Here is a 23,577-nt window from a genome sequence, read left to right as displayed (position 1 = left end):
TCCAACGCACCCAATGTGGCGTTCGGTGCGTCCAACGCACCCAACGCCACATTGGGGCGCTGGGAGACTCAGCTCAGGAACTTGCGCAGTACCTCGGTGACCTGGCGGATCTCCGCCGTCCGGACGTTCTCCTGCTTCGTGTGCGCCAGGGTCGGGTTGCCCGGGCCGAAGTTCACCGCCGGCATGCCGCGCGCCGCGAAGCGGGCCACGTCCGTCCAGCCGAGCTTGGCTGCCGCGCGGCCGCCCGCCGCCGCCACCAGTTCCGCCGCCGCCGGGGCCGACAGGCCCGGCAGCGCTCCCGGCGACAGGTCCACAACGGACAGTTCGAACCCGGCGAACACCTCGCGCAGGTGCCGCTCGGCCGCCGCCGCGTCGCGGTCGGGGGCGAAGCGGTGGTTCACCGTCAGCACGGCCGCGTCCGGGACCACGTTGCCCGCGACGCCGCCGCTGATCGACGTCGCCTGGAGGCCTTCGCGGTAGGTCAGGCCGTCGATGTCGACGATCCGCGGCGTGTACTCCCCCAGCCGCCGCAGCGGCTCGGCCAGCGCGTGGATCGCGTTCTCGCCCATCCACGCCCGCGCGGTGTGCGCCCGCTTGCCCGAAAGCCGCAGCTCGACGCGCATGGTGCCCTGGCAGCCGGCCTCGATCACGCCGTTCGACGGCTCGCCGACGATCGCCAGGTCGCCGGCCAGCCATTCCGGCAGCTCCCGCTCGATCCGGCCCAAGCCGTTCTTGACCGCTTCGACCTCTTCGTTGTCGTAGAAGACGAAGGTGACGTCGTGCTTCGGCGAAGGCAGCGTCGCCGCCAGGTGCAGGAAGACCGCGTCGCCGCCCTTCATGTCGACCGTGCCGAGGCCGTGCAGGATCTCCTCGTCGCCGGAGCCTTCGCGCCGCGACGGGAGGTTGCCGTTCTCCGGCACGGTGTCCAGGTGCCCGGCGAGCACGACCCGCGACTCGCGGCCCAGGTTGGTCCGCGCGAGGACGGCGTCGCCGTTGCGGACGACCTCGAGGTGCGGGGCCTGCGTCCGCAGCGCGTCCTGGACCGCCGTCGCGATCTCCGCCTCGGCGCCGGACACGCTGAAGATGTCCACCAGCGCTGCGGTCAGGTCCACCGGATCGGCGTGCAGATCGAGGCTCATGACCCGCACGCTACCGTGGGGGTGTGCGTAGGTTCGGAGTCGCCGTCGGCGGCGCGGTGCTGGTCCTGGTCCTTTCGGGCTGCGGGAAAGAGGCCGGTCCGACGCCCCCGCGCCAAGGCGGCGAGCCCGGTCCGGACGCGCTGCCGACCAAGCTCGACGCGCTGACCGTCGACCAGTGCTACGCGAGCCCGCGCACCCAGCTGCCGAAGGGCTGTGAGAAGTACGTCACCGAGGTCGGCAACGTGCCGGGCGCGGCCCGCAAGCGCGCGGACGACCGCGACCCGCAGCTGACCGCCGAGGCCGGCAAGCTGGACCAGGCGGTCGGGGAGTTCCGGAGCGCGGGCTGCACGACCGTCCCGGCCGCGGGCGGTCCGTGTTCGCAGGCGCTGGTCGACATCGCCGCCGCCCTTTCGGGCCTGAAGAAGCAGGTAGACGCGCGGCCCACGAGTGGTTGATCCGCGTCACTCGACTACCGTGTCGGGCGTGAGTGAGCAGAGCCCGAACCCCGAAACGACCGGCGCCAGCGGCGTCGGGCTGGCCACCGTCACGACCGACGGGACGGTCCTCGACACCTGGTACCCGCACCCCAAGCTGGTCGAGGGGGGCACCCCCGGCACCGAGCGCCTGAGCGCCGAAGAGGCCGCCGAAGTGCTCGGCGAGGCCGCCGCGGCGCTGCTCGGCCCGGACACCGACCGCGGCGTCGAGGTCGTCGCCGTGCGCACCACGATCGGCAAGCTGGCCGACGCGCCCGCGGACACCCACGACATGTACCTGCGGCTGCACCTGCTCTCGCACCGCCTGGTCCGGCCGCACGGCCAGAACCTGGACGGCATGTTCGGCCTGCTGGCCAACGTCGTCTGGACCAACCACGGCCCGTGCCCGGTCGAAGGCTTCGAGACCACCCGGCTGCGGTTGCGGGCCCGCGGTCCGGTGACCGTCTACAGCGTCGACAAGTTCCCGCGGATGGTCGACTACGTCCTGCCGTCGGGCGTCCGGATCGGCGACGCCGACCGGGTCCGGCTCGGCGCGCACCTCGCGTCCGGCACGACCGTGATGCACGAGGGTTTCGTCAACTTCAACGCCGGCACGCTCGGCGCGTCGATGGTCGAGGGCCGGATCTCGGCCGGTGTCGTGGTGGGCGACGGCTCGGACGTCGGCGGCGGCGCGTCGATCATGGGCACGCTGTCGGGCGGCGGCAAGGAGACGATCTCGCTGGGCGAGCGCTGCCTGATCGGCGCGAACGGCGGCGTCGGGATCTCGCTGGGCGACGACACGGTCGTCGAGGCGGGCCTGTACGTGACGGCGGGCACGAAGGTCGTCGTCGAGGGCAAGGTCGTCAAGGCCCGCGAGCTCAACGGCATCTCGGGCGCGGTGTTCCGCCGCAACTCGGGCACCGGCGCGGTCGAGGTCGTGCCGCGCACCGGCTCCGGTGTCGAGCTGAACGCGGCGCTGCACGCCAACGACTGAAGTCGATCGTTCACCTACTATTCATGAGGTGACCACCGAATCGTTGCGTCGCACCCCGGCCGAGCTGGGCTTGCCGGACGCGCCCGTCGAAGCGCGTCCGGCCGACCCGGCCGCCCACCACGTGCGGGCCAAGCTCGACCGCGAAATCCGCGCGCTGCTCGCGCACGAACCGGGCACGCGCTCGGGCGCCGATCCGGAGGACCTGCACCAGATGCGCGTCGCGCTGCGGCGGATGCGCAGCGTGCTGAAGCTGTCCGGCGAGCTGGTCGGTGACGGCGCCGAGCCGGTGCGCGCCGAGCTGGGCTGGCTGGGCCAGTCCCTCGGCGAGGTACGCGACTACGACGTGCTGATCGGGCACCTGCGCGAGGTCATCGCGGACTTCGAGGTCCGCGACCAGGCCCCCGGCCGCCGTCTCGTGTCGAAGTTCGTCACCGAGCGGGCCACCGCGAAGCGGCGCCTGACGCGGGCACTGTCGAGTGCCCGGTACTCGACGTTGCTGCGCGAGGTGAGCCTGCTGACGCGTGCGGAGACCGTCGCGCCGTCCGACCGGCCGCACGACCTGATCGCGGGCTTGGCGAAGCCGCACCGGAAGCTGACGAAGGCGGTCGGTGCGCTGCCCGCGGACCCGCCGGACGACGACCTGCACGCGCTGCGCATCCACGGCAAGAAGCTGCGTTACGCGGCCGAGCTGGCCCAGACGTCGGCGAAGAAGAAGCAGGCGGCGAAGATCAAAAGGCTGCTGAAGGCGACGAAGGACTTCCAGACGGTGCTGGGCGACCACCAGGACGCGGTGCTCGCGGCCGAGAGGATGCGTTCGGTCCTGGAGTCGGCGGACGGCCCGATGGGCTTCGTCGCGGGCCGCATCGCCGAGCGCGAGCTGGCCCGCCGAGCCGAGGCCCGCGCGGCGTGGCGCGCTTCCTGGGCGGCGGTCGACGCCGCCGCCAAGGCCCTCCACGCCTGACCGCGCCCCGCCCGCCAGCCCCAAGCTCGGCGAGCCGGCCCGTCAGGACATCGACCAGACGTAACCGTCCGGGCGGATGAGCACCCGGCGGCCCGCCGAAGCCCCGTACGCCGCGTACGCGTGGCCGCCCTCGTCGACCAGGTCTGTTCCCGTCGCCGCGCTCCCCGGCGGCAGGATCCGGTACCCCGGCGTCTCGCCCTCGCCGAAGAGCAGCTCGGTCGCGTGCGGGCCGCGGAACAGCTCGAACAGCCGCACGCGCTTGCCGTTCGCGGCCACCAGGGGCGCGTCCGGCGCCCGGTCGCCCGGCCGCAGCTCCCCGGTCCCCGCCGGGGACAGCGGACCGCCCCGGTAGGTGATGTCGAGCTGCTGCGTGTCCTCCCCGCGCCGGTGGGCGTCCTCGTCGCCGTCGACGTACTTCTGCAGCAGGCCCGCCGACACCCCCAGCACCCGGGCCGCCACCGTGCGCCGCTCGATCTCGTAGCTGTCCAGCAGCTCCGGTGACCCGTCCGCGAGCTTCCAGCCGAGGTTGTAGCCGTCCTGGATGCCGGTGTTCAGGCCCTGCCCGCCCGTCGGCGGGTGGACGTGCGCCGCGTCGCCGGCCAGGAACACGCGGCCGTCGCGGAAGCTCGCCGCCAGCCGGATGTTCGGCCGCCACACCGTCGACCAGGCCAGGCCGGACAGCTTGACCGTGCCGCCGCTCAGCGCGTCGAGCCGGGCCTGGACCGCGGGCAGCGCCGTTTCGACGTCGGTCTCGCCGTCGCCGAGCGCGGCGCCGAACTGGAAGTGCGGCGTCCCCGGCAGCGGGCTGAACATCATGCCGCTCATCGGCTCGTCCGGCGTCGCGAACCAGTGGCCGAAGTTCCGGTCGAGGCCCTCGGCCACGACGTCGCCGAGCAGCATCCGGATGGACTCGTCGGTGGTGCCCTCGAACGCGATCCCCAGCGTCTTGCGCACGAAGCTCTTGCCGCCGTCGGCGCCGACCAGGTACTCCGCGCGGACCGTCTCCCCCGTGCTCAGGGTCGCCGTGACCCCGTCGTCGTCCTGCTCGAAGCCGGTCAGCGCGGTGTTCAGCTCGACGCGCACGCCGAACTCGGCCAGCCGGTCGCGCAGGATGCCCTCGGTCTGCGACTGGCCCAGGAACCAGCCGGTCGGATACGGCCGCGACGGCGTCGGCTCGACCGGGTCGAACATCATCCGCTCGCCGACCACCTCGCCGCCGAGGTGGATCTTCATCGGCACCGGGGCCATGCCCGCGGCCAGCACGGCGTCGAGCACCCCCAGGTCCTCGAACACCTCCAGCGTGCGCGGCTGCATCCCGTCGCCGCGCGAGCCGACGAAGTACGTCTCGGCCTTGTCGATGATCCGCACGGCGACGTCCCGCCGCGCCAGCTCGATGGCCAGCGTCAGCCCGGTCGGTCCCGCTCCGGCGATCAGCACCCGAGTGTCCATGTCACCCTCCCAGTGAATTTAAGTTCAGTGAATCTGGATTCAGAATGACGCTGCTAGCGTCCCGTGTCAAGGGAGGTGCCGATGACGGCGACGAGCCGCAAGGAAAAGGCCGCGGAGACCGAGGCCGCGCTCAAGGCCGCGGCCAAGCGCGTCTTCGCCCGGAAGGGCTACCTGAACACGAAGATCACCGACATCACCGCGGAGGCGGGCCGGGCCGCGGGGTCGTTCTACAACCACTTCGCGGGCAAGGAAGAGCTCCTGGAAGCGCTGATGGCCGACATCGCGGCCTCCGGCGACGAGAGCGCCGACAGCGAAGACCACCTGGCCGACTTCAGCGACCCCGCGGCCGTGCGCTGGCACGTCAAGCAGTACTGGGACTTCTACCGCGACAACGCGGCCACCATGCTGGCCCTGCGCCAGGCGGCGATGGTCAGCGAGTCGTTCGCGCGCACGGTGGCCCGGTTCGGCGCGTCCCAGGCGGCCGACCTCGACGACCACCTCGCGTACATCACCCGCGCCGGCATGCGCCTCCCGGCGGACCCGGACCGCTGCGGAATGCTGATCTACAACCTCGTCGACGCCTTCGCGGCGACGTGGTTGCACGACGCGCCGGCGGGCTGGACACCCCCGACCGACGAAGAGGCGATCGAACTGCTGACCCGGTTCGTCTACCGGGGCCTCACCGGCCGCGATTACTGAGTCAGCCGCTCCACGGCCGCGTCGATGCGCTCGTCCGTCGCGGTCAGCGCGACCCGGACGTGCTTGCCGCCCTTCGGGCCGTAGAACGTGCCGGGCGCGACCAGGATCCCGCGCTCGGCCAGCCAGCCGACCGTGGCCGAGGCGTCCTCGTCGCGCGTGGCCCAGAGGTAGAGCCCCGCTTCGGAGTGGTCGATGCGGAACCCGTTGTCCAGCAACGCCTTCCGCAGCACCAGCCGGCGGCGGGCGTACCGCTCGCGCTGGACGCGCAGCGCCTCGTCATCGGACAGCGCGGCGACCATCGCCTCCTGGACCGGGCGCGGCACGATCATGCCCGCGTGCTTGCGCACTTCGAGCAGCTGCTTGATCAGGCGCGGGTCGCCGGTCAGGAAGCCGGCGCGGTAGCTGGCCAGGTTGGCCGACTTCGACAGCGAGTGCACCGCGATCAGGCCGTCGGTCCGGCCGCCGCAGACGTCCGGGTGCAGGATCGACCGGGGGTCGGACTCCCAGCCCAGGGCCAGGTAGCACTCGTCGGACACCACGACGACGTCGCGCTCGCGGGCCCACTCGACGACCTTGCGCAGGTGCTCCACCGGCAGCACCTGGCCGGTCGGGTTGGACGGCGAGTTCAGCCAGATCATCGCCGGCTTCTGCGGGCCGAGCGCGACCGTGCTGTCGGCGCGCAGGAACGACGCGCCCGCCAGCAGCACGCCGACCTCGTACGTCGGGTACGCCAGCTCCGGGATGACGACGAGGTCGCCGGGGCCGAAACCGAGCAGGCGCGGCAGCCAGGCCACGGCCTCCTTGGACCCGATCGTCGGCAGCACGGCGTCCGGCTCGATGCCGTCGACACCGTGCCGCCGCGAAAGCGCTCCCCGTGCGGCTTCCCGCAAAGCCGGGATGCCGTGGGTCGTCGGGTACCCGGGGATCTCCGAGACGGACGCGAGCGCCGCGCGGATGCCGTCCGGGACCGGGTCGACCGGCGTGCCGATGGAGAGGTCGACGACCCCACCGGGATGCGCCTGGGCCGTGGCCTTGACCGCGGCGAGCGAATCCCAGGGGAAGTCGGGCAGTGCGATCCGGTTCATTCGCCCTGCGGGGGCAGCGCCTTGATGAAGGCCGGGTCGTGCGCGGTCTTGCCCACCTTGGACGCGCCGCCGGGCGAACCCAGCTCGTCGAAGAAGTCGACGTTCGCCTTGGTGTAGTCCGACCAGTTGTCCGGGACGTCGTCCTCGTAGTAGATCGCCTCGACCGGGCAGACCGGCTCGCAGGCGCCGCAGTCGACGCACTCGTCCGGGTGGATGTACAGCATCCGCTCGCCCTCGTAGATGCAGTCCACGGGGCACTCGTCGATACACGCCTTGTCGAGCACGTCGACGCAGGGCTCGGCGATCACGTAGGTCACTGCGCACTCCTGCTTTTCTCTGCAAACAGCCAGTCCGTGCCGACATTACGCGGCGTCGGCACCCGTTCGGTTGGTGAGGCAAGCCTTAGCCATACCCCGGGTATGGAGCTCACCTCTCCCGGCGGCGCGGGGGCGGGGTCGCCCGGGCGTCACCGGTGATGACGAAGCGCGGTTTGGGCGCCTCGTCTGTGTCACTTTCGGGCTTCTTCTCCCCCACGGCTCGGTTGAACCCTTCGGCGATCTCGTCGACCAGCTTCTCGTTGTGCCGCTCGTCCTTGCGCTGGATACCCACGGTCACCTCCTGCCGAAATCCGCTCCCGCGACTTTCACCGCCTCCGTCACAATCTAGCGGTGAACGCCGCCGAGAAGCTCGAAATCACGTGCAGCAAAGCATGGCCGCCCCTGGTGGAGGATCCCCTGGGTGAGTGGCGCCTGCGCTGGGCGGACGGCTTCACCGGCCGCGCCAACAGCGCACTGGCCGTGGGCGACCCGGTTCGCCCGCTCGGAGACGCCCTGCGCGCGGTGTGTGATTTCGCCCACGATCGGGGGATCACCCCGATGGTGCAGGTGGTCCGCGACAGCCCGAACGAACACGCCATCGCCGCGGCCGGCTGGCACCAGGCCACCGGCCACGGCGCCGGCCACGAGGTCGTGGTGCTCACCACGCCGCTGGGGCGAGGGCCCGCCATGCCGGGCGCCCAGGTCGGCGGGGAGCCCGCGGTCCCGGGAGTCAGGCTGGAGCCCGGGCCCGCCATGCCGGGCGCCCAGGTCGGCGGGGAGCCCGCGGTCCCGGGCGGCACTGTGGCCGAACGCCACATTGGGTGCGTTGGATGCACCGAACGCCACATTGGGTGCGTTGGACGCGCCGAACGCCACATTGGGTGCGTTGAATGCAGCGAGCAGCCCGCACCTCCCGCCCCCGTCGGCGACCACCCCGCCCCGGCGATCCCGGCCGTCACCATCGGCGACGAACCCGCCCCCGGCTGGTGGGCACTCGCCATGCGGCCCACCGAGGACTCCCCGGCCGCGCGGCAGGTCCTGAGCGGCGGGAAGATCGGCTACGGCGCCGCCCTGGTCGACGGGGTGCTCGCCGGGGTAGTCCGCGGGGCCCTGGTCGACGACTGGCTGCACGTCGGCCGCCTCGAAGTGGCCCCCGCCTTCCGCCGCCGCGGGCTGGCGTCCGCGCTGATGGGCGCGGTGCACGCGTGGGGCGTGGAACACGGGGCGGTCCACTCGGTGTTGCAGGTCGCGGAACGGAATTCGGGCGCGCTCGCGCTCTACGCGGGGCTCGGCTACGCCCCGCACCACAAATACCGGTACTGGGTGCCCGCACCCGGCTCGTGCGAGGATTCGACGTCGTGAAGATCGTGGTAGTGGTCGGCGGAGTGGGCGGGGCCCGCTTCCTGCTGGGTGTCAAGGCAGCGCTGGGCATGGCACCCGAGGGTGCCTCCGAGTCGGAGCACGAGGTGACGGCGCTGGTCAACACCGGCGACGACGTCTGGATGCACGGGCTGCGGATCTGTCCCGACCTGGACACCTGCATGTACACCCTGGGCGGCGGGATCGACTCCGAACGCGGCTGGGGGCACTCGGGCGAGACCTGGGTCGTCAAGGAGGAGCTGGCCGCCTACGGCGCCGACCCGGACTGGTTCGGGCTCGGCGACAAGGACATCGCCACCCACCTGATCCGGTCGCGGATGCTGCGCGCGGGCTACCCGCTCTCGGCCGTCACCGAGGCCCTGTGCGACCGCTGGCAGCCCGGCGTCCGGCTGCTGCCGATGTCCGACGACCGCGTCGAGACGCACGTCGTCATCGACGACCCGGAGCAGGACGGCCAGCAGAAGGCGATCCACTTCCAGGAGTGGTGGGTGCGCTACCGCGCCGAGCCGAAGGCGCACTCGATCGTTGCCGTCGGCGCCGACGAGGCCAAGCCCGCGCCCGGCGTGCCGGAAGCGATCAAGGACGCCGACGCGGTGCTGTTCGCGCCGTCGAACCCGGTCGTGTCGGTCGGCACCGTGCTGGGCGTGCCCGGGGTGCGGGACGCGCTGCGCAAGACGTCCGCCCGCGTCGTCGGGGTGTCGCCGATCATCGGCGGCAAGGCGCTGCGCGGGATGGCCGACGCGTGCCTGACCGCGATCGGCGTCGAGACGTCCGCCGAGGCGGTGGGCCGGCACTACGGCTCCCGCGAGGACGGCGGCGTGCTCGACGGCTGGCTGATCGCGGAAGGCGAGACGGCCGACGTGCCGGGCGTGACCGTCCGCGACGTCCCGCTGCTGATGTCCGATGTGGACGCGACCGCGGCGATGGCCCGCGCCGCCCTCGAACTGGCTGGAGCCCCCGTTGAGTGACCACGCTGCCCCCAAGCTGGAGATCCTGCCCGTCACCGGGCTGCCGGAGTTCCGCCCGGGCGACGACCTGACCGGCGCGATCGTCGCCGCCGCGCCCTGGCTGCGGTCGGGGGACGTCCTGGTCGTGACCAGCAAGATCGTCTCGAAGGCCGAGGGCAGGCTGGTGCGCGTGCCGTCGGACCCGGAGGCCCGCGACGCCGAACGCCGGAAGCTCGTCGAACAGGAGGCCGTGCGGATCGTCGCGCGAATCGCCCGGACCGTGATCACCCAGAACCACCTGGGGATCGTGCAGGCGGCGTCCGGGATCGACGCGTCCAATGTGGCCGGTGACGAGGTCGCGCTGCTGCCCGCCGACCCGGACGCGTCGGCGCTGGCGCTGCGCAACGGGCTGCGGGAGCGGCTCGGCGTCGAGGTCGCCGTCGTCGTCACCGACACCATGGGGCGGGCCTGGCGGGTCGGGCAGACCGACGCCGCTATCGGGTCTTCGGGGCTGCGCGTGCTGCACGCCTACCGCGGGGAGGTCGACGGGCAGGGCAACGAGCTGGCCGTCACCGAGGTCGCGATCGCCGACGAGCTCGCCGCGGCCGCCGACCTGGTCAAGGGCAAGCTGGGTGGGACGCCGGTCGCGGTCGTCCGCGGGTTCTTCCCGGAGGACGACGGCTCGACCGCGCGGGACCTGGTCCGCCCGCTGGAGGAGGACCTCTTCCGGCTGGGCGCGAACGAAGCCGTCGCGCAGGGCAGGCGCGAGGCCGTGCCGGCCCGGCGTTCGGTGCGGCACTTCGCGGACGAGCCGGTCTCCCCCACTTCGATCCGGCGGGCGGTGGGGTCCGCGCTGACCGCGCCTGCGCCGCACCACACGCACCCGGTCCGGTTCGTCTGGCTGCGCGATTCCGGCGTCCGGAAGAAGCTGCTGGACGCGATGCGCGAGTCGTGGCAGGCCGACCTGTCCGGCGACGAGTTCACGCCGGAGCAGATCGCGAAGCGGCTCAGCCGGGGCGACATCCTGTACCGGGCACCCGAGATCGTCCTCCCGTTCCTGGTGCCGGACGGCGCGCACACCTACCGCGACGACCGCCGCAACGACTGCGAGAAGACGATGTTCACGGTAGCCGGCGGCGCCGCGGTCCAGGGCCTGCTGGTCGCGCTGGCGGCCGAGGGCCTGGGGTCGTGCTGGATCGGCTCGACGATCTTCGCCGCGGACGTCGTCCGCGAGGTCCTCGGTCTCGACGAGCGCTGGCAGCCGCTGGGCTCGGTCGCCGTGGGCGTGCCGCTCACCGAGCCGGAACCGCGTGGGCCGGCCCTGGCCGGGGAAGGACTGCTGGAGCTGTGAGCCTGCACGCGGACGCCGTCACGACGCTTTCGTCGTGGCGGCCTGCGGTCGCGTCCCAGGAGTCGCTGCGCCAGGCGTTCCTCGGGTTCCTGGCCGCGCGCGACGATTCGTGCCGGCGCTCCTGCGCGGCCGGGCACCTGACGGCATCGGCGGTGGTGCTGGACCACACCGGCACGCGAGTGCTGCTGACGCTGCACCCGCGGGTCGGCCGCTGGCTGCAGCTCGGCGGCCACTGCGAGCCGTCGGACGAGTCGCTGGCCGGGGCGGCGCTGCGGGAGGCCACCGAGGAGTCCGGGATCGCCGGGCTGCGTCTCGTCGCGGAGCCGGTGCACCTGGACGTCCACCCGATCACGTGCTCGCTCGGGGTGCCGACCCGGCACTTCGACGTCCGTTTCGCGGTGCACGCGCCGGCCGGCGCGGAGCCGGTGCGCAGCGACGAGTCCGACGACCTGCGGTGGTGGCCGGCGGACGCGCTGCCGGAGGGGTCCGAAGATCTCGCCGATCTGGTGAAAGCGGCCGTTCCTGTCGGTGCCGGGCGATAGCCTGGTCCGCGGACAGGGAGGGACCACATGGCTACACAGTTCCCGGAGCGGGTGCACTACCACTCCGGCGGTGGCGGCGACACCGGCGTGTTCGGGTACATCGTGCTCGGGCTGATCGTCTTGGGCATCATCGTGTTCGTCGTCGCGGTGATCGTCCGGGTGTCGAAGATGCGCCGCGAAGAGGCGCTGAAGAAGAGCGGGCAGTTCCCGGCTTTCCCGCCGCAGCAAGGGTTTGCGGCGCCTCCGCCGGGATTTGCGGGCGGGGGTGCGGCGGCGCCGGGGTTTGCGCCTGCGGGTTCTACGGCGCCGAGTTTCGCGCCTGGAGGTTCTGCAGCGCCGGGGTTTGCGCCCGCGGGTTCTGCGGCGCCGGGATTCGCGCCGCCGTCGCAGGGATTTGCGGCCGCGGGTTCGCCACCGCCGTCGCAGGGATTCGCCGCGCCGCAGCCGGGCTTCGCGCCGGCCCAGCAGCCGGGGTATCCGTCTTCGCCGCAGCAGGGTTTCCCGCAGCAGCCGGGGTATCCGCCGGCGCCGCAGCAGTACGCGCCGCAGGGGCCGTCGTTCCCGCCGCAGCAACAGCTGCCGGGGCCGGGAGCGGGTCCGCAGAGCTGGTGATCGTCCCCTTCGACAGCGGTTCGCCGGTCCCGCCGTACGAGCAGGTCCGGTCCGGGCTCGCGACGCGCATCAACGACCGGACCCTGGCCGTGGGCACCAAGCTGCCCACGGTCCGCCGCCTGGCGGCCGACCTGGGCATAGCGCCGAACACGGTGGCGAGGGCGTACCGCGAGCTGGAGGAGGCGGGCCTGATCGAAACCCGAGGCCGAGCCGGAAGCTTCGTCGCGGCGGCAGGCGACCAGTCCCGCCGCAAGGCCCAGCAGGCGGCGGCGGAGTACGCGAAGACGACCCGTAAGCTCGGCCTCGCCGACGCCGAGGCACTGTCGATCGTCCGCGCGGCACTCGACGAGGGGGAGAGCTGATGGTGAGCGTGCTGATGCTGCTGATCATCCTGGTGGTGCTCGCCGGCATCGTCGGGGTGGTGCTGCTCATCGTGAACTCGAACAAGCCGAAGCAGCCGCCGTACCCGCCGCAGTACCCGGGCTACCAGCAGCCGGGCTTCGGCGGGCCGCAGCAGGGCTACCCGGGCCAACAGCCGCCGGGTTACCCGCCGCAGCAAGGCTTCGGTGGGCCGGGTTACCCGGGGCAGCAGCCGCCGGGATTCCCGGGCCAGCAGCCCCCGTACCCGCCACCGCCGGGTGGCTACCCTCCCCAGCAGTAGGCCGGAGTTTCGCGGCAGACCAGTCCTGCGGCCGCACCGGTCCCGCGGGCACCTTTCGCACGCTGGCGGCCATGTCACCCACACGGGACCGCGCCGCCAGCCCCACGACCGCGGCCACCCTCGCGCTGCCGCAGCACCCCTCACCCACACGGGAGCGCGCGCCCGCCGCAACCTCGCCTACCCGCCGCGGCCAGGCACCTCACCCGCGAAGCGGAGCGTGCCCGCGCCAGCAGCCCACGTCACCCACATGAGACCGCGCGCCCGCCGCAACCCCGCCTACCCGCCGCGTCCACGCACCTCACCCGCGAAGCGGAGCGCGCCCGCGCCAGCAGCCCACGTCACCCACACGGCACCGCGCCGCCAGCCCCACGACCGCGCCGGCCCGCACCAGCGCCCATCACCCACACGAGCACCCCAACCACCGCCGTCACATCGCGCGATAGTCCCGCAGCTCGATCCTCGGCCCGAACCGTGGCCGCGTGTGTCCCGCAGCCTCCAGATACCGCACCACCCGCTGCCGCTGCGGCGCGTACGGCGCCAGCACCTCCGCCATCCCCACGTCGTCCAGCTTCGTGCCCAGCACCGCGTTCCCCACCATCGAAGGGATGTTGTAGTCGCCGAAGCTCACCGCGTCCGGGTCGCCCCAGGCGCGCTGGGCGATCTCCGCCGCCGTCCACACTCCGATGCCCGGGACCTGGCGCAGCCAATGCCTTCCCTCGAGCCCGCCCAGCTCCACCGCCCGCTCCAGGTGGCCCGCCACGCGCGCGGCGTTCACCAGGGCCGTCCGCCGCTTGATGTCGACGCCCGCTCGGTGCCAGTGCCAGTCCGGCAGTGTGCTCAACGTCGAGGGCGTCGGCGGCACGCGCAGCCGCTCCGGCGCCGGGCCCGGGGCGTGCGTGCCGAAGCGGCGGCACAGCTCCGCCCACGACCGGATCGCCTCCTTGCCCGTCACCTTCTGCTCCAGCACCGCGAGCACCAGCCAGTCCCACACCACTCCGGTCGCCCCCAGCCGCAGGCCCGGGTTCGCCCGCCGGGCCCGCGCGACGACGTCGTGGTGCGCGACGAAGCCCGAATCGTCGTCATTCGCCCCCAGCAACGCCGGCACGCCCGTGAGCAGCCGGTCCTTCGCCGGGCCCCAGGCCGCGGCCTCGATGCGGCCGTCGGGCAGCCGGCGCAACGCCAGGGTTCCCGGTCCGTCCGGCGTGTTCGACGCCAGCCAGGTGATGCCGCGCTCGTCCGTGAGGATGTTGAGCGACCCGCGGCCGCGCTTCAGCGGGCCCAGGACCCGGCCCAGGTCGACTTCGAACGCGGGACGCCAGAACATCGGGCTACGCGTCGCTCGAGAAGCGGACGGATCCGTCGGGCAGGACGACGTCCGGCCACACGCGGGCGCCGTCCAGGAGTTCGCAGCCGGCTCCCACCGACACGCCGTCGCCCAGCACCACGCCGCGCAGCACGGCTCCGGCGCCGACGCGGGCGCCGTGGCCGAGCACCGAGCGCTCGACGATCGCGCCCTCGGAGACCGCCGCGCCGTCGAACAGCACCGAACCGTCGATCTTCGCGCCCGAACCCACCACGGCCGCGACGCCGATCGTCGAACCGCCGGACAGCTGGGCGTCCTCGGCCACCGACGCGCCGTCGAGCACCAGGAAGTCACCGGGACGGCCGGGCAGCGCCGACGTCGGCGCCAGGCCGCGCACGAGGTCGGCCGAGCCGCGCACGAACGCCTCCGGCGTGCCGACGTCCAGCCAGTAGGACTCGTCGACGAAGCCCTGGATGTGCGCGCCCTGCTCCAGCAGCTGCGGGAACGTCTCGCGCTCGACCGACACCCGCCGCCCGGTCGGGATGGCCTCGATCACCGGACGGCGGAAGACGTAGCAGCCGGCGTTGATCTGGTCGGTCGGCGGGTTCGGCGTCTTCTCGAGGAACGCCTGGACGCGCCCGGTCTCGTCGGTCGGCACCGAGCCGAACCGGCTGGGGTCCGGCACGCGCTGCAGGTGCAGTGTGACGTCGGCCTCGGATTCGCGGTGGATGCGCAGCTGCTCGCCGAGGTCCGAGCCGGAGATGATGTCGCCGTTGAAGACGATCACGTGGTCGGCGCGCAGCTTGTCGTAGACGTTCCGGATCGCGCCCGCGGTGTCGAGCGGCTCCTCCTCGACCACGTACTCCAGGTCCAGGCCGATGGCCTTGCCGTCGCCGAAGTACTCCTCGAACACCTCCGCCCGGTAGCTCGTGCCCAGCACGACGTGCCGGATGCCGGCCTCGCGGATGCGGGAGAACAGGTGGCTCAGGTAGGGCGTCCCGGCGGTCGGGAGCATCGGCTTCGGCGCCGACAGGGTCAGTGGACGCAGGCGGGTGCCCTTGCCCCCGACCAGCACGACGGCATCGACCTCAACCTCGGACGTCACGGAAATCTCCTCTTGTATCACGCACCGCTGAGCGACAAGCCGCGGGAAACCCTGACGGAGGTCGCCCGGAGGGCCTACCCTAGACAGGAAACAGGCGGGCCTTTCCCCAGAGGGCCCCGGGTCAGTCGGGAGGCCGAGGGGATGGACCCCCGCGATCGGGCGGACGCCCTGCTCGCACGAGCCCAGGCGCGCGGTGTGTTCGTCGTGACACCCGACAGCGCGACGTCACCGATGGACTCGGCGAACACCCAGCAGATCCCGCGCGCGCAGATCGACGGGCTCGACCGCAGCCGCGACCCCGACACGACCACGCAGCTGCCGGCGTCGCTGATCGAGGAGAACGACCACCCGCTGGCCGGCGCGGCGCCGACCCGCCGGATGGAAGTCCAGGGCGGCCGCCGTCCGCAGTCGACGACACCGCTGAGCACGCCGTCGCCGACGACGCCGATGTCCACGCCGCTGGCGCGCCGGCCCCAGGCCGAGCAGATCACGAGCCCGCTGAAGGAGCCCGATCCGGAGGACACCGGCCTGGTGCCGACGGTGACGCAGAACATCGGCAAGTCCGACCTTTCACGCCGGCTCGACGGGATCTAGCGGGTCTCGAGCTTCAGCCGCACCGCGAGGCCGAGCTTCACGGCGGCCAGCACCGGCTTCCAGGCGAGCCCCTGGTGCCGGTCGGCGAGGTAGCGGTAGGCGCTGGCGTGGTGCGCGGCCAGCATCTTCTTCGACGCCTGCGACGTCGAGTGCCCGCCTTCGTGCATGACGCGCGAGGTCGGCGCGTAGACGTTCAGCCAGCCGGCCTTGGCGAGCCGGTCGCCGAGGTCGACGTCCTCGAAGTACATGAAGTAGCGCGTGTCGAAGCCGCCGACGGAGTCGAACGCCTCCCGGCGGAACAGCTGGCACGAGCCGGACAGCCAGCCCGAGACGCGCTCGGCCGGGGTGCCGGTCTCCTGCCGGTACTCCTTCGTCCAGGGGTTGCCGGGCCAGACCTTCGCGAAGAGGGCGTGCCCGATCCCGCGCCCGAAGGAGGGAAGAAGCCGCGCCGAGGGGTAGACGGTCCCGCCGACGTCGTGGATCAGCGGCCCGAAGGCACCCCCGCGCGGCCACCGCCGGGCGACCTCGAGCAGCGCGTCGAGCGACCCGGGCTCCCATTCGAGGTCAGGGTTGACGACGACCACCCAGCCGTAGGAGTCGTCGAGCTCGGCAACGCCCCGGTTCGCGGCGGTCCCGTAGCCGACGTTCTCCCCGATGGGGAGCAGCTGAACGTTCTTCCGATCGGCGGTGACCCGCTCAAGGGCACCTTCGACGGACGCGTTGTCCGCGACGACCACCTTGACCTCGCGCTCGGTGGCCTTCTCGAGGGTGTCGAGGAACCGCTCGATGGTGTCCTCGGAGAAGTAGGTCACGGTCACGACGCCGACATCGTCGCCATAGCGGGGGTGCTCAGTCACCCGGCCATTGTCCACGCGTCACCCAGCGCAACCCCGCCACCCCGCAGCCCGTGACGGAACGGCCGACACGCGTGCTCAGGAGGCCGACACGCGTGATTGAGAGGTCGACACGCTGTGCGAGGCTGCTCGCCGCCGTGTCGACCCTCCGATCACGCGTGTCGACTCTCGGATCACGGGTCAGCGGGTCCTCAGGTGGCGGGACCAGGCCTTGGCGTAGGCCTCCCGGTGCCGTTCAGCGGTCGTGGCCCATGAGAACTCCTTGGCCCGCTGCTGGGCCGCCGTCGCCAGCTCGGCTCGGCGGCCCGGGTCGGCCAGCAGCTCGCTCAACGCCGCCGCGACGTCGCCCGCGCCCACTCCGCAGTACGCCACCGCGTCGCCGCCCACCTCGGGCAGGGACAGCCTGCGCGTCGTCAGCACGCACGCGCCGCACGCCATTGCCTCCAGGACCGGCAGGCCGAACCCCTCGCCCAGCGATGGGTACGCGACGAGCGAAGCACCGCCCAGGAAGCCTGCCAGCGTCCCGAACGGCAGGTACCCCGCCCGGATCACGCGCAGCCGGTGCGGCACCGCGTCCAGCGCCCGCTCCACCTGCGTGTCCCAGCCCGGCTGGCCGGCCAGCACCAACGCCGGCGCGTCGGCGCGCCCGGCCACCGCCCGCGCGAAGCCGCGGATCAACGCCGGCACGTTCTTCCGCGGCTCCAGTGCCCCCAGGAACGCCACGTACGGCGTCCGCCCCAGGCCGACCGCCGCGCGCGCCGCCGCGACCTCCGCCGGGGAGGGCGGGTGGAAGCGCTCGCTGTCCACTCCGTGGTGAATCACTTCCAGGGAAGCGTGCCGCACCGGGGCCACGCGGGTCAGCTCCGCGGCCGTCGCCGCCGAAGGCACGACGCACAGCGTTGCCCGCCGGAGCGCCGTCGCCGTCCAGGCGCGGAAAAACCGGGCCTTCACCGACGAGTGCAGCACCGCGTCGGTGAAGAACGTCGCGTCGTGCAACGTGACCACCGAGGCCGCCGACGTCGCCAGCGGCATCGTGTAGTGCGGCGAATGGACGACGTCCGCGCCGAGGCGGCGGGCCAGGCGGGGCAGGGTCGCCTGTTCCCAGGTCAGGCGGGCCGTGCGGGTGGTCGTCGCCGGGGAGGCCGGCACGACCCGGGAGCGCGGCGCCAGCTGATCGTAAAGCTGCAGGTCGCGGGGCTGGCAGACGACGGTGATCCGCGCCCCGTCCGCGTCGAGCGCGGCGACGAGCGAGTCCACGTACCGGCCGACACCGCCGCGGTCCGCGGGAACCGCGGTCGCGTCGATCAGCACCCGGGGGTCATCGCTCACCCCAGCAGAGTACGGCGGCGCCCCCGCGCCATGGTGAGGAACTGGCAAACCGGGCTGGTCAGTGCGCGAACCGAGGCTCAGTCGTGCGCGCGGCGGTGGATCGCCCACACGGCCTCCGCCGCGCGGCGCCACGTGAAGGTCCGGGCCCGTTCCCGGCCCGCCCGCGTCAGCTCCGCCGCCTTCGACGGCGACCCCAGCACCTCGCGCAGCGCGGCCGTCAACGCCGCCGCGTCCCCTCGCGGCACCATCAGCCCGGCCCCGCCCGCCACCTCGGCCAGCGCCGGGACGTCGGTGTGCACCACCGGGATCCCGGCCGCCATCGCTTCCAGGAGGCCCAGCCCGAACCCCTCGGCGAGGCTCGGCACGGCCAGCACGTCGGCGCGGCGCAGCACGGTCGCCAGCTCGGCGTCCGACACCTTCCCGAGCACCTGCAGCCGCTCGGCGGGCAGGCCGCGCTCGGCCGCCAGCGCCGCCGGGTCGACGCCGCCCCAGCCCGGCTGGCCGGCCAGCACCAGCACCGTGCCTTCCAGCGCCGCGACCGCGTCGACCAGCACGTCGATGCCCTTGCGCGGCTCGATCGTGCCCACGGCCAGCACGTACCGCACCGGCAGCTCCAGGTCCGCGTCACCGGCCGGCACCCGGACGCCGTGCGGCACCACGCGCACCGGGACGTCGACGTCGATGAGCACCGCCAGCTCGTCGGCGACGGCCCGGGTCGGCACGACCAGCCCGGACGCCCGCCGCGCGGCCCGCGCGATCATCGACCGGTGCCAGCTGACCCCGCGCGCGGTGAGCGTCTCGGGGTGGGTCCACGGCACGGTGTCGTGCACGGTCACGCTCAGCGTCTTCCCGGCGGGCGCGCGCGGCGGCGCGAACGGCGTCGGCGCGTGCACGGCGTCGCCGCCCGGCCACCAGAGCAGGCCCAGCTGCCACGCCGCGACCAGCGCGCGCGGCGGGATCCGCAGCACCCGTGGCCCGTCGACGCCGTCCAGCCGGGCCGCGTCGACGTCGGCGTGCCGCGCGACCACGCTGGACACCGTCCAGCCCGGCGGCGCGGTCTTCGCGAGCGCGGGCAGCAGCTCGGCCGTGTAGCGGCCGGTGCCACCGGGCACCGGCGCGAGGAGCTGCTCGGCGAGCACGACCAGTTCGGGCACGCGGCTATTGTGCGGGACGTGACCGCGAATCCCGCCACCACGGTGGTAGTCGTGACCTGGCGGGGCGCCGGGCAGATCACGGCCTGCCTCGACGCGCTCGCCGCGCAGAGCCGTCCACATCGGACGCTCGTGGTCGACAACGCCTCCGCCGACGGCACGGCCGCCCTGCTCGCGGCCCACTCTTCGCACCCGCAAGTCGTCCGGCTGCCGCGCAACACCGGCTACGCGGGCGCGCTCGCCGTCGCCCTGGAAAAGGTCCAGACCCCGCTCATGGCGTGGCTGAACGACGACGCCGAACCCGCACCGGACTGGCTCGCCACGCTGGAGGACACCCTCGAAGAGGCGCCGCTGGCCGCCGCGGCGACGTCCCGGCTCGTGCGTCCCGACGGCACCACGCAGTCCGCCGGCGTGCGGCTGACCGCCGACGGCCACGGCGCCGACGTCACCGAGCCCGCCGGCGAGGTGTTCGGCTTCTGCGGCGGCGCGGCCCTGCTGCGCACCGACGCGCTCAGGAGCGTGCACGGCGTCCCGGCCGGATTTTTCTGTTATTACGAGGACACCGACACGGCGTGGCGGCTGCGGCTGGCCGGGTGGGACGTCGTCGCGGCGCCCGGCGCCCGCGTCCGGCACGCCCACGGCGTCAGCAGCGAGCTGGGGTCGCCCCTGTTCCACCGCTGGAACGAGCGCAATCGCCTGCTCATGCTGCTGCGCTGCGCGCCCCGCGGCGTCGCGGTGAACCAGCTGCTCCGATTCGCCGTGTTGACAGCGGTGCTGCCGCTGCGCCCCGGGCGGCCCGCGGCGGCGAACTTCCGGTTCGGCCTGCGCTGCCGCGTGCTGGCCGAGGTGGCCGCGCGGCTACCAGCGACGTTGCGGACCCGCCGCAAGATCACCCGCCGCGCGGCTCTCGGCCGAGGCGCGGTCTGGGAGGCATGGGCGGGCCTTTAAGCTTGCTGGCAATCCGACGACAGGAGCTGGCTTTGGCGCAGGGGGAACCGCAACCGCTCGTCTCGGTGATCGTGGTGAACTACCACGGCGCCGAAGACACGATCACCTGCCTGCGCGCGCTCGCCGAGCACGACTACCCCGAGCTCGAGCTGATCTGCGTCGACAACTCCGCCGACCCGGCCGAAGCCGCGCGCCTCCGCGAGGCCGTTCCGCAGGCCCAGGTCGTCGAGGCCGGCCGCAACACCGGTTTCGCGGGCGGCTGCAACCTCGGCGCGAAGCACGCGAAGGGCACCGTCCTCGGCTTCCTCAACAACGACGCCCGCCCGGCGCCCGGCTGGGTCTCCGCCGCCGTCGCCGAGCTGCGCGCCCAGCCCGGCGTGGCCGCCGTGGCCAGCAAGGTCCTCGACTGGGACGGCACCGGCACCGACTTCGTCGACGGCGGCCTCACCTGGTTCGGCATGGGCTACAAGCGCCACGCCGGCACGCCACTGGCCGACGTCCCGGCGGCCGAGCACGAGGTCGCCAAGGACGTCCTGTTCGGCACCGGCTCGGCGATGTTCGTCCGGGCGGGCGTGTTCGCCGAGCTCGGCGGCTTCGACGAGCGGTTCTTCATGTTCTACGAGGACGTCGACCTCGGCTGGCGGCTCAACCTGCGCGGCTGGCGCGTCCGGTACGTCCCGGCGTCGCTGACGTTCCACCGCCACCACGCCACGATGGCCTCGGTCGACGCCCCGGAATCCGGCCGCGAGACATTCCTCCTGGAACGCAACGCCCTGGCCGCGCTCTACAAGAACCTCTCCGACGAGACCCTGGTCAGGGCGCTGCCCGCGGCGCTCGCCCTGGCCGTGCGCCGGGCCACCGCCCGCGGCGAGCTGGACGCCACCCAGCTGGACCTCGAACACGGCGTCGGCCCGGTCGAGTCCGGCGACGTCGCCATCCCGCGCACCACGCTCGCCGGGCTGCTCGCGATCGACCAGTTCGTCGAGCAGCTGCCGTCGCTGGCCGAATCCCGAGCGGTCGAACAGGCCGCCCGCGTCCGCACCGACGCCGACCTGCTTCCGTTGCTGCGCAAGGCGTTGGAGCCGGCGTACCCGCTGCCGCGCTACCTGGCCGCGCACGACATCCTCGTCGAGGCGTTCGGCATCGAAAAGGCGTTCGGGCAGCGCCGGAAGATCCTGGTGATCACCGGCGACGCACTCACCGAGCGGATGGCCGGGCCGGCGATCCGCGCCTGGAACATCGCCCTCGCGCTCGCCGCCGAGCACGACGTCCACCTCATCACCACCAACCCCCTGGCCACACCGCCGCCCGCGCCGTTCCGGGTCGGCGCGGGCAAGCACCGCGAGCTGGACGCGCCGATCGCCTGGGCCGACGTCGTCGTCCTGCAGGGGCACGTGCTGGAGCTGGCGCCGTCGCTGAAGAAGCAGCACAGCGGCAAGATCGTCGTCGCCGACCTCTACGACCCGATGCACCTGGAGCTGCTGGAGCAGGGCAAGGGCGTCCCCGACGACCAGCGCGCGGCCGACCTCGCCGGCGTCACCCGCGTCCTCGACGCCCAGCTCGAACGCGGCGACTTCTTCCTCTGCGCGTCCGAGCGGCAGCGGCACTTCTGGCTCGGCCACCTCGCCGCGATGGGCCGGCTTTCGCCGCGCCTCTACGACGCCGACCCGACGACGCAGTCGCTGCTCGCGGTCGTCCCCTTCGGGCTGCCCCCGGAAGCGCCGGTGCGCACCGGGCCGGGGCTGCGCTCGTCGCTGGGCATCGGCGGCACCGACCACGTCGTGCTGTGGGCGGGCGGGGTGTACAGCTGGTTCGACCCGCTGACCCTGGTCCGCGCGATCGATCGCCTGCGGCGCAACCGCAGCGACGTCCGGCTCGTGTTCCTCGGCATGAAGCACCCGAACCCCGAGGTCGCCGAGATGGACATCGGCGCGCGGACGATCCGGCTGGCCGACGCGCTGGGCCTGACCGGCAAGCACGTCTACTTCAACGAGCAGTGGGTGCCCTACCACGAGCGCCAGAACTGGCTGCTGGACGCGAACTGCGGCGTCACGACGCACTACGAGCACGTCGAGACGACCTTCGCGTTCCGCACCCGCGTCCTGGACTACCTGTGGGCGGGCCTTCCGATCGTCACCACCGACGGCGACGCGTTCGCCGACCTGGTGAGGACCGAACGCCTCGGCGTCGTCGTCCCGGCCGAAGACGACGCCGCCCTGGCCGACGCGCTCGAAAAGGCGTTGTACGACGAGGAATTCGCCGTGGGCTGCGTCGAGCGGCTGGCCGTCGTCGCGCAGCGGTTCGCGTGGCCGGAGGCGCTGAAGCCGCTGGTGGAGTTCTGCCGCGACCCGCGCCCGGCGGCCGACCGGCTGCCCGGCTCGGCGGACCTGGTGACGACGCCGCCGGTGCGCGGCCGGGCGATGCTGCGGCGGGACCTGGACCTGATCCGCGAATACCTCGACGCCGGCGGGCCCGCGGAGCTGGCCCGGCGCGTGGGCGGTCGCGCGGTGAAGGTCGCGAAGCAACGGCTTCGCCGTGGCTAGGTCTCTGAGCGTCCTCCTCGACGGCACCCCGCTGCTCGGCGCGCGCACCGGGATCGGCCGCTACACGGCCGCGCTGAGCGAAGAACTGGTATCGATCCCGGAGGTCGACACGCGCGCGGTGGCGTTCACCCTGCGCGGCTGGCGGCGGCTGCGCCACGTGCTCCCGTACGGCGCGCGCGCCCGCGGGATGCCGGTGGCGGCGCGGCTGCTGCGGGCGGCGTGGCTGCGGTCGGACTTCCCGCCGGTGGAGCTGTTCGCCGGCCCGACGGACGTGGTCCACGGGACGAACTTCGTGCTCCCGGGCCGCCTCCGCGCGGCGGGCGTGGTGACGATCCACGACCTGGCGTTCCTGGACAACCCGGCCGAGCTGGCCCCGAGCGACCGCGGCCTGCCGGACCTGGTCCGCCGCGGCGCCCGCCGCGCCAACGTCATCTGCACGCCGACGGCGGCGGTGGCGGACGCGGTGGCCGAGCGCCTCGACGTCTCCCGCGAGAAAATCGTGGTGACCCCGCTGGGCGTCAACCCGGCGTGGTTCACCGCCCGCCCCCCGGACGACGAGCGCCGCGCGCGCCTCGGCCTGCCTTCCCGCTACCTGTTGTTCGCAGGCGCGGCGGGACCGCGGAAGGGGCTGGACTGGTTGACGCGCACCCACGAGGCGGCGCCGGACCTGCCGGACCTGGTGTTCGCGGGCCCCGGCCCGTTCCCGCGCGGTGCCCGGCGGTCCCAGACCGGCTATCTGTCCGATGTGGACCTGCGCACGGTGGTGGCGGGTGCGTCGGCCCTGGTGCTTCCGTCGCGCGAAGAGGGTTTCGGCCTGCCGGTCCTGGAGGCGATGGCCTCGGACGTCCCGGTGGTGTGCACGGACATCCCGGCGCTGCGCGAAGTGGCGGGCGAGTGCGCAAGCTTGGTCCCGTACGGCGACGTGGACGGCTTGGCGGAGGCGTTGCGCACGGCGGTGACGGACCCGCACGCGGTGGCGACATCGGCATCCCGCCGGGCCCACGCGGCCAACTTCACGTGGCGAACGTGCGCGGAGCTGACGGTGGGCGCCTACCGGCTCGCCTCCGGCCGCCACTGAAGCGCCCCAATGTGGCGTTGGTTGCGTCCAACGCACCCAATGTGGCGTTCGGTGCGTCTGAC

Annotated in this window: 25 protein-coding genes; 15 read left to right on the top strand and 10 right to left on the bottom strand. The window is 73.2% G+C overall.

What is annotated here, in order from left to right; genetic code table 11:
- Positions 1-68: 68 nt before the first annotated feature.
- Entirely contained in the window at positions 69-1,139 is a 1,071-nt protein-coding gene (gene dapE, locus ACWEVN_RS31165) for a succinyl-diaminopimelate desuccinylase (protein WP_452053651.1), read from the bottom strand.
- A 23-nt stretch (positions 1,140-1,162) separates the two neighbouring features.
- Between dapE and ACWEVN_RS31160 the strand changes: the two genes are divergently transcribed.
- From ACWEVN_RS31160 to ACWEVN_RS31150, 3 genes are read left to right on the top strand one after another with little or no spacing between them, the layout of a single operon-like run.
- Positions 1,163-1,594 carry a hypothetical protein gene (locus tag ACWEVN_RS31160; protein ID WP_310970872.1) on the top strand — a complete coding sequence of 144 codons (432 nt, stop codon included), beginning with the start codon at positions 1,163-1,165 and terminating at the stop codon, positions 1,592-1,594.
- 28 nt (positions 1,595-1,622) lie between these two features.
- Complete coding sequence (dapD, locus tag ACWEVN_RS31155) at positions 1,623-2,606, top strand: 2,3,4,5-tetrahydropyridine-2,6-dicarboxylate N-succinyltransferase (protein WP_449687084.1); 984 nt, start codon at positions 1,623-1,625, stop codon at positions 2,604-2,606.
- 28 nt (positions 2,607-2,634) lie between these two features.
- Positions 2,635-3,567 (top strand): CHAD domain-containing protein, encoded by a 933-nt coding sequence (locus tag ACWEVN_RS31150; protein WP_452053650.1) that lies wholly within the window; start codon positions 2,635-2,637, stop codon positions 3,565-3,567.
- A 42-nt stretch (positions 3,568-3,609) separates the two neighbouring features.
- On the opposite strand, the gene ACWEVN_RS31145 is transcribed toward ACWEVN_RS31150, so the two are convergent.
- Positions 3,610-5,016, bottom strand: coding sequence for an FAD-dependent monooxygenase (locus tag ACWEVN_RS31145; RefSeq protein ID WP_452053649.1), 1,407 nt, complete (start codon positions 5,014-5,016; stop codon positions 3,610-3,612).
- Between the two features lie 81 nt (positions 5,017-5,097).
- Here ACWEVN_RS31145 and ACWEVN_RS31140 point away from each other — a divergent pair, with 81 nt between their 5' ends.
- Positions 5,098-5,715, top strand: coding sequence for a TetR/AcrR family transcriptional regulator (locus tag ACWEVN_RS31140; RefSeq protein ID WP_310970879.1), 618 nt, complete (start codon positions 5,098-5,100; stop codon positions 5,713-5,715).
- On the opposite strand, the gene dapC is transcribed toward ACWEVN_RS31140, so the two are convergent.
- The 3 genes from dapC to ACWEVN_RS31125 all read right to left on the bottom strand — a co-directional run bounded on the left by dapC (position 5,709) and on the right by ACWEVN_RS31125 (position 7,409).
- A complete protein-coding gene (dapC, locus tag ACWEVN_RS31135; protein ID WP_452053648.1) occupies positions 5,709-6,800 on the bottom strand; it encodes a succinyldiaminopimelate transaminase in 1,092 nt (363 codons plus the stop codon). The genes ACWEVN_RS31140 and dapC overlap by 7 nt on opposite strands.
- On the bottom strand, positions 6,797-7,117 hold the full coding sequence (gene fdxA, locus ACWEVN_RS31130) for a ferredoxin (RefSeq protein ID WP_003083029.1): 321 nt from the start codon (positions 7,115-7,117) through the stop codon (positions 6,797-6,799). Before fdxA ends, dapC begins: the two co-directional genes overlap by 4 nt.
- A 109-nt stretch (positions 7,118-7,226) precedes the next feature.
- A complete protein-coding gene (locus ACWEVN_RS31125; RefSeq protein ID WP_449687080.1) occupies positions 7,227-7,409 on the bottom strand; it encodes a hypothetical protein in 183 nt (60 codons plus the stop codon).
- A 59-nt stretch (positions 7,410-7,468) separates the two neighbouring features.
- Between ACWEVN_RS31125 and ACWEVN_RS31120 the strand changes: the two genes are divergently transcribed.
- Genes ACWEVN_RS31120 through ACWEVN_RS31090 form a run of 7 tightly spaced genes read left to right on the top strand, consistent with a single transcriptional unit; the run spans position 7,469 to position 12,610 of the window.
- Complete coding sequence (locus tag ACWEVN_RS31120) at positions 7,469-8,479, top strand: GNAT family N-acetyltransferase (protein WP_452053647.1); 1,011 nt, start codon at positions 7,469-7,471, stop codon at positions 8,477-8,479.
- Positions 8,476-9,465: a 2-phospho-L-lactate transferase gene (gene cofD, locus ACWEVN_RS31115; RefSeq protein ID WP_452053646.1), complete on the top strand. Its 990-nt coding sequence runs from the start codon at positions 8,476-8,478 to the stop codon at positions 9,463-9,465. The genes ACWEVN_RS31120 and cofD overlap by 4 nt, the downstream gene beginning before the upstream one ends.
- A complete protein-coding gene (locus ACWEVN_RS31110; protein ID WP_452053645.1) occupies positions 9,401-10,795 on the top strand; it encodes a coenzyme F420-0:L-glutamate ligase in 1,395 nt (464 codons plus the stop codon). Before cofD ends, ACWEVN_RS31110 begins: the two co-directional genes overlap by 65 nt.
- Positions 10,792-11,337 carry an NUDIX hydrolase gene (locus ACWEVN_RS31105; RefSeq protein WP_452053644.1) on the top strand — a complete coding sequence of 182 codons (546 nt, stop codon included), beginning with the start codon at positions 10,792-10,794 and terminating at the stop codon, positions 11,335-11,337. Before ACWEVN_RS31110 ends, ACWEVN_RS31105 begins: the two co-directional genes overlap by 4 nt.
- A 27-nt stretch (positions 11,338-11,364) precedes the next feature.
- Positions 11,365-11,949, top strand: a complete 585-nt coding sequence (locus ACWEVN_RS31100; protein WP_452053643.1) for a hypothetical protein — start codon at positions 11,365-11,367, stop codon at positions 11,947-11,949.
- A complete protein-coding gene (locus ACWEVN_RS31095; protein ID WP_449679049.1) occupies positions 11,946-12,311 on the top strand; it encodes a GntR family transcriptional regulator in 366 nt (121 codons plus the stop codon). The genes ACWEVN_RS31100 and ACWEVN_RS31095 overlap by 4 nt, the downstream gene beginning before the upstream one ends.
- A complete protein-coding gene (locus ACWEVN_RS31090; protein ID WP_452053642.1) occupies positions 12,311-12,610 on the top strand; it encodes a hypothetical protein in 300 nt (99 codons plus the stop codon). Before ACWEVN_RS31095 ends, ACWEVN_RS31090 begins: the two co-directional genes overlap by 1 nt.
- 427 nt (positions 12,611-13,037) lie before the next feature.
- On the opposite strand, the gene ACWEVN_RS31085 is transcribed toward ACWEVN_RS31090, so the two are convergent.
- Both ACWEVN_RS31085 and ACWEVN_RS31080 read right to left on the bottom strand, forming a co-directional pair.
- Positions 13,038-13,934 (bottom strand): DNA-3-methyladenine glycosylase family protein, encoded by an 897-nt coding sequence (locus ACWEVN_RS31085; protein ID WP_452053641.1) that lies wholly within the window; start codon positions 13,932-13,934, stop codon positions 13,038-13,040.
- 4 nt (positions 13,935-13,938) lie between these two features.
- Positions 13,939-15,018 (bottom strand): sugar phosphate nucleotidyltransferase, encoded by a 1,080-nt coding sequence (locus ACWEVN_RS31080; RefSeq protein WP_452053640.1) that lies wholly within the window; start codon positions 15,016-15,018, stop codon positions 13,939-13,941.
- Between the two features lie 141 nt (positions 15,019-15,159).
- Here ACWEVN_RS31080 and ACWEVN_RS31075 point away from each other — a divergent pair, with 141 nt between their 5' ends.
- Positions 15,160-15,612 (top strand): hypothetical protein, encoded by a 453-nt coding sequence (locus ACWEVN_RS31075; RefSeq protein WP_449687069.1) that lies wholly within the window; start codon positions 15,160-15,162, stop codon positions 15,610-15,612.
- Here the strand turns inward: ACWEVN_RS31075 and ACWEVN_RS31070 are convergent.
- The 3 genes from ACWEVN_RS31070 to ACWEVN_RS31060 all read right to left on the bottom strand — a co-directional run bounded on the left by ACWEVN_RS31070 (position 15,609) and on the right by ACWEVN_RS31060 (position 18,949).
- Positions 15,609-16,469 carry a glycosyltransferase family 2 protein gene (locus ACWEVN_RS31070; RefSeq protein ID WP_452053639.1) on the bottom strand — a complete coding sequence of 287 codons (861 nt, stop codon included), beginning with the start codon at positions 16,467-16,469 and terminating at the stop codon, positions 15,609-15,611. The genes ACWEVN_RS31075 and ACWEVN_RS31070 overlap by 4 nt on opposite strands.
- 177 nt (positions 16,470-16,646) lie before the next feature.
- Entirely contained in the window at positions 16,647-17,777 is a 1,131-nt protein-coding gene (locus tag ACWEVN_RS31065) for a glycosyltransferase family 4 protein (RefSeq protein ID WP_310971364.1), read from the bottom strand.
- A 95-nt stretch (positions 17,778-17,872) separates the two neighbouring features.
- A complete protein-coding gene (locus tag ACWEVN_RS31060; RefSeq protein WP_452053638.1) occupies positions 17,873-18,949 on the bottom strand; it encodes a glycosyltransferase family 4 protein in 1,077 nt (358 codons plus the stop codon).
- Between the two features lie 9 nt (positions 18,950-18,958).
- Here ACWEVN_RS31060 and ACWEVN_RS31055 point away from each other — a divergent pair, with 9 nt between their 5' ends.
- From ACWEVN_RS31055 to ACWEVN_RS31045, 3 genes are read left to right on the top strand one after another with little or no spacing between them, the layout of a single operon-like run.
- On the top strand, positions 18,959-19,894 hold the full coding sequence (locus tag ACWEVN_RS31055; protein WP_449687065.1) for a glycosyltransferase family 2 protein: 936 nt from the start codon (positions 18,959-18,961) through the stop codon (positions 19,892-19,894).
- A 32-nt stretch (positions 19,895-19,926) separates the two neighbouring features.
- Positions 19,927-22,437, top strand: coding sequence for a glycosyltransferase (locus ACWEVN_RS31050; protein ID WP_452053637.1), 2,511 nt, complete (start codon positions 19,927-19,929; stop codon positions 22,435-22,437).
- Positions 22,430-23,515, top strand: coding sequence for a glycosyltransferase family 4 protein (locus ACWEVN_RS31045; RefSeq protein WP_452053636.1), 1,086 nt, complete (start codon positions 22,430-22,432; stop codon positions 23,513-23,515). Before ACWEVN_RS31050 ends, ACWEVN_RS31045 begins: the two co-directional genes overlap by 8 nt.
- The last annotated feature ends 62 nt before the right edge of the window (positions 23,516-23,577 follow it).

The sequence above is a fragment of the Amycolatopsis sp. NPDC003861 genome (assembly GCF_053605405.1).
This window is presented reverse-complemented; position numbering and strand designations above follow the sequence as displayed.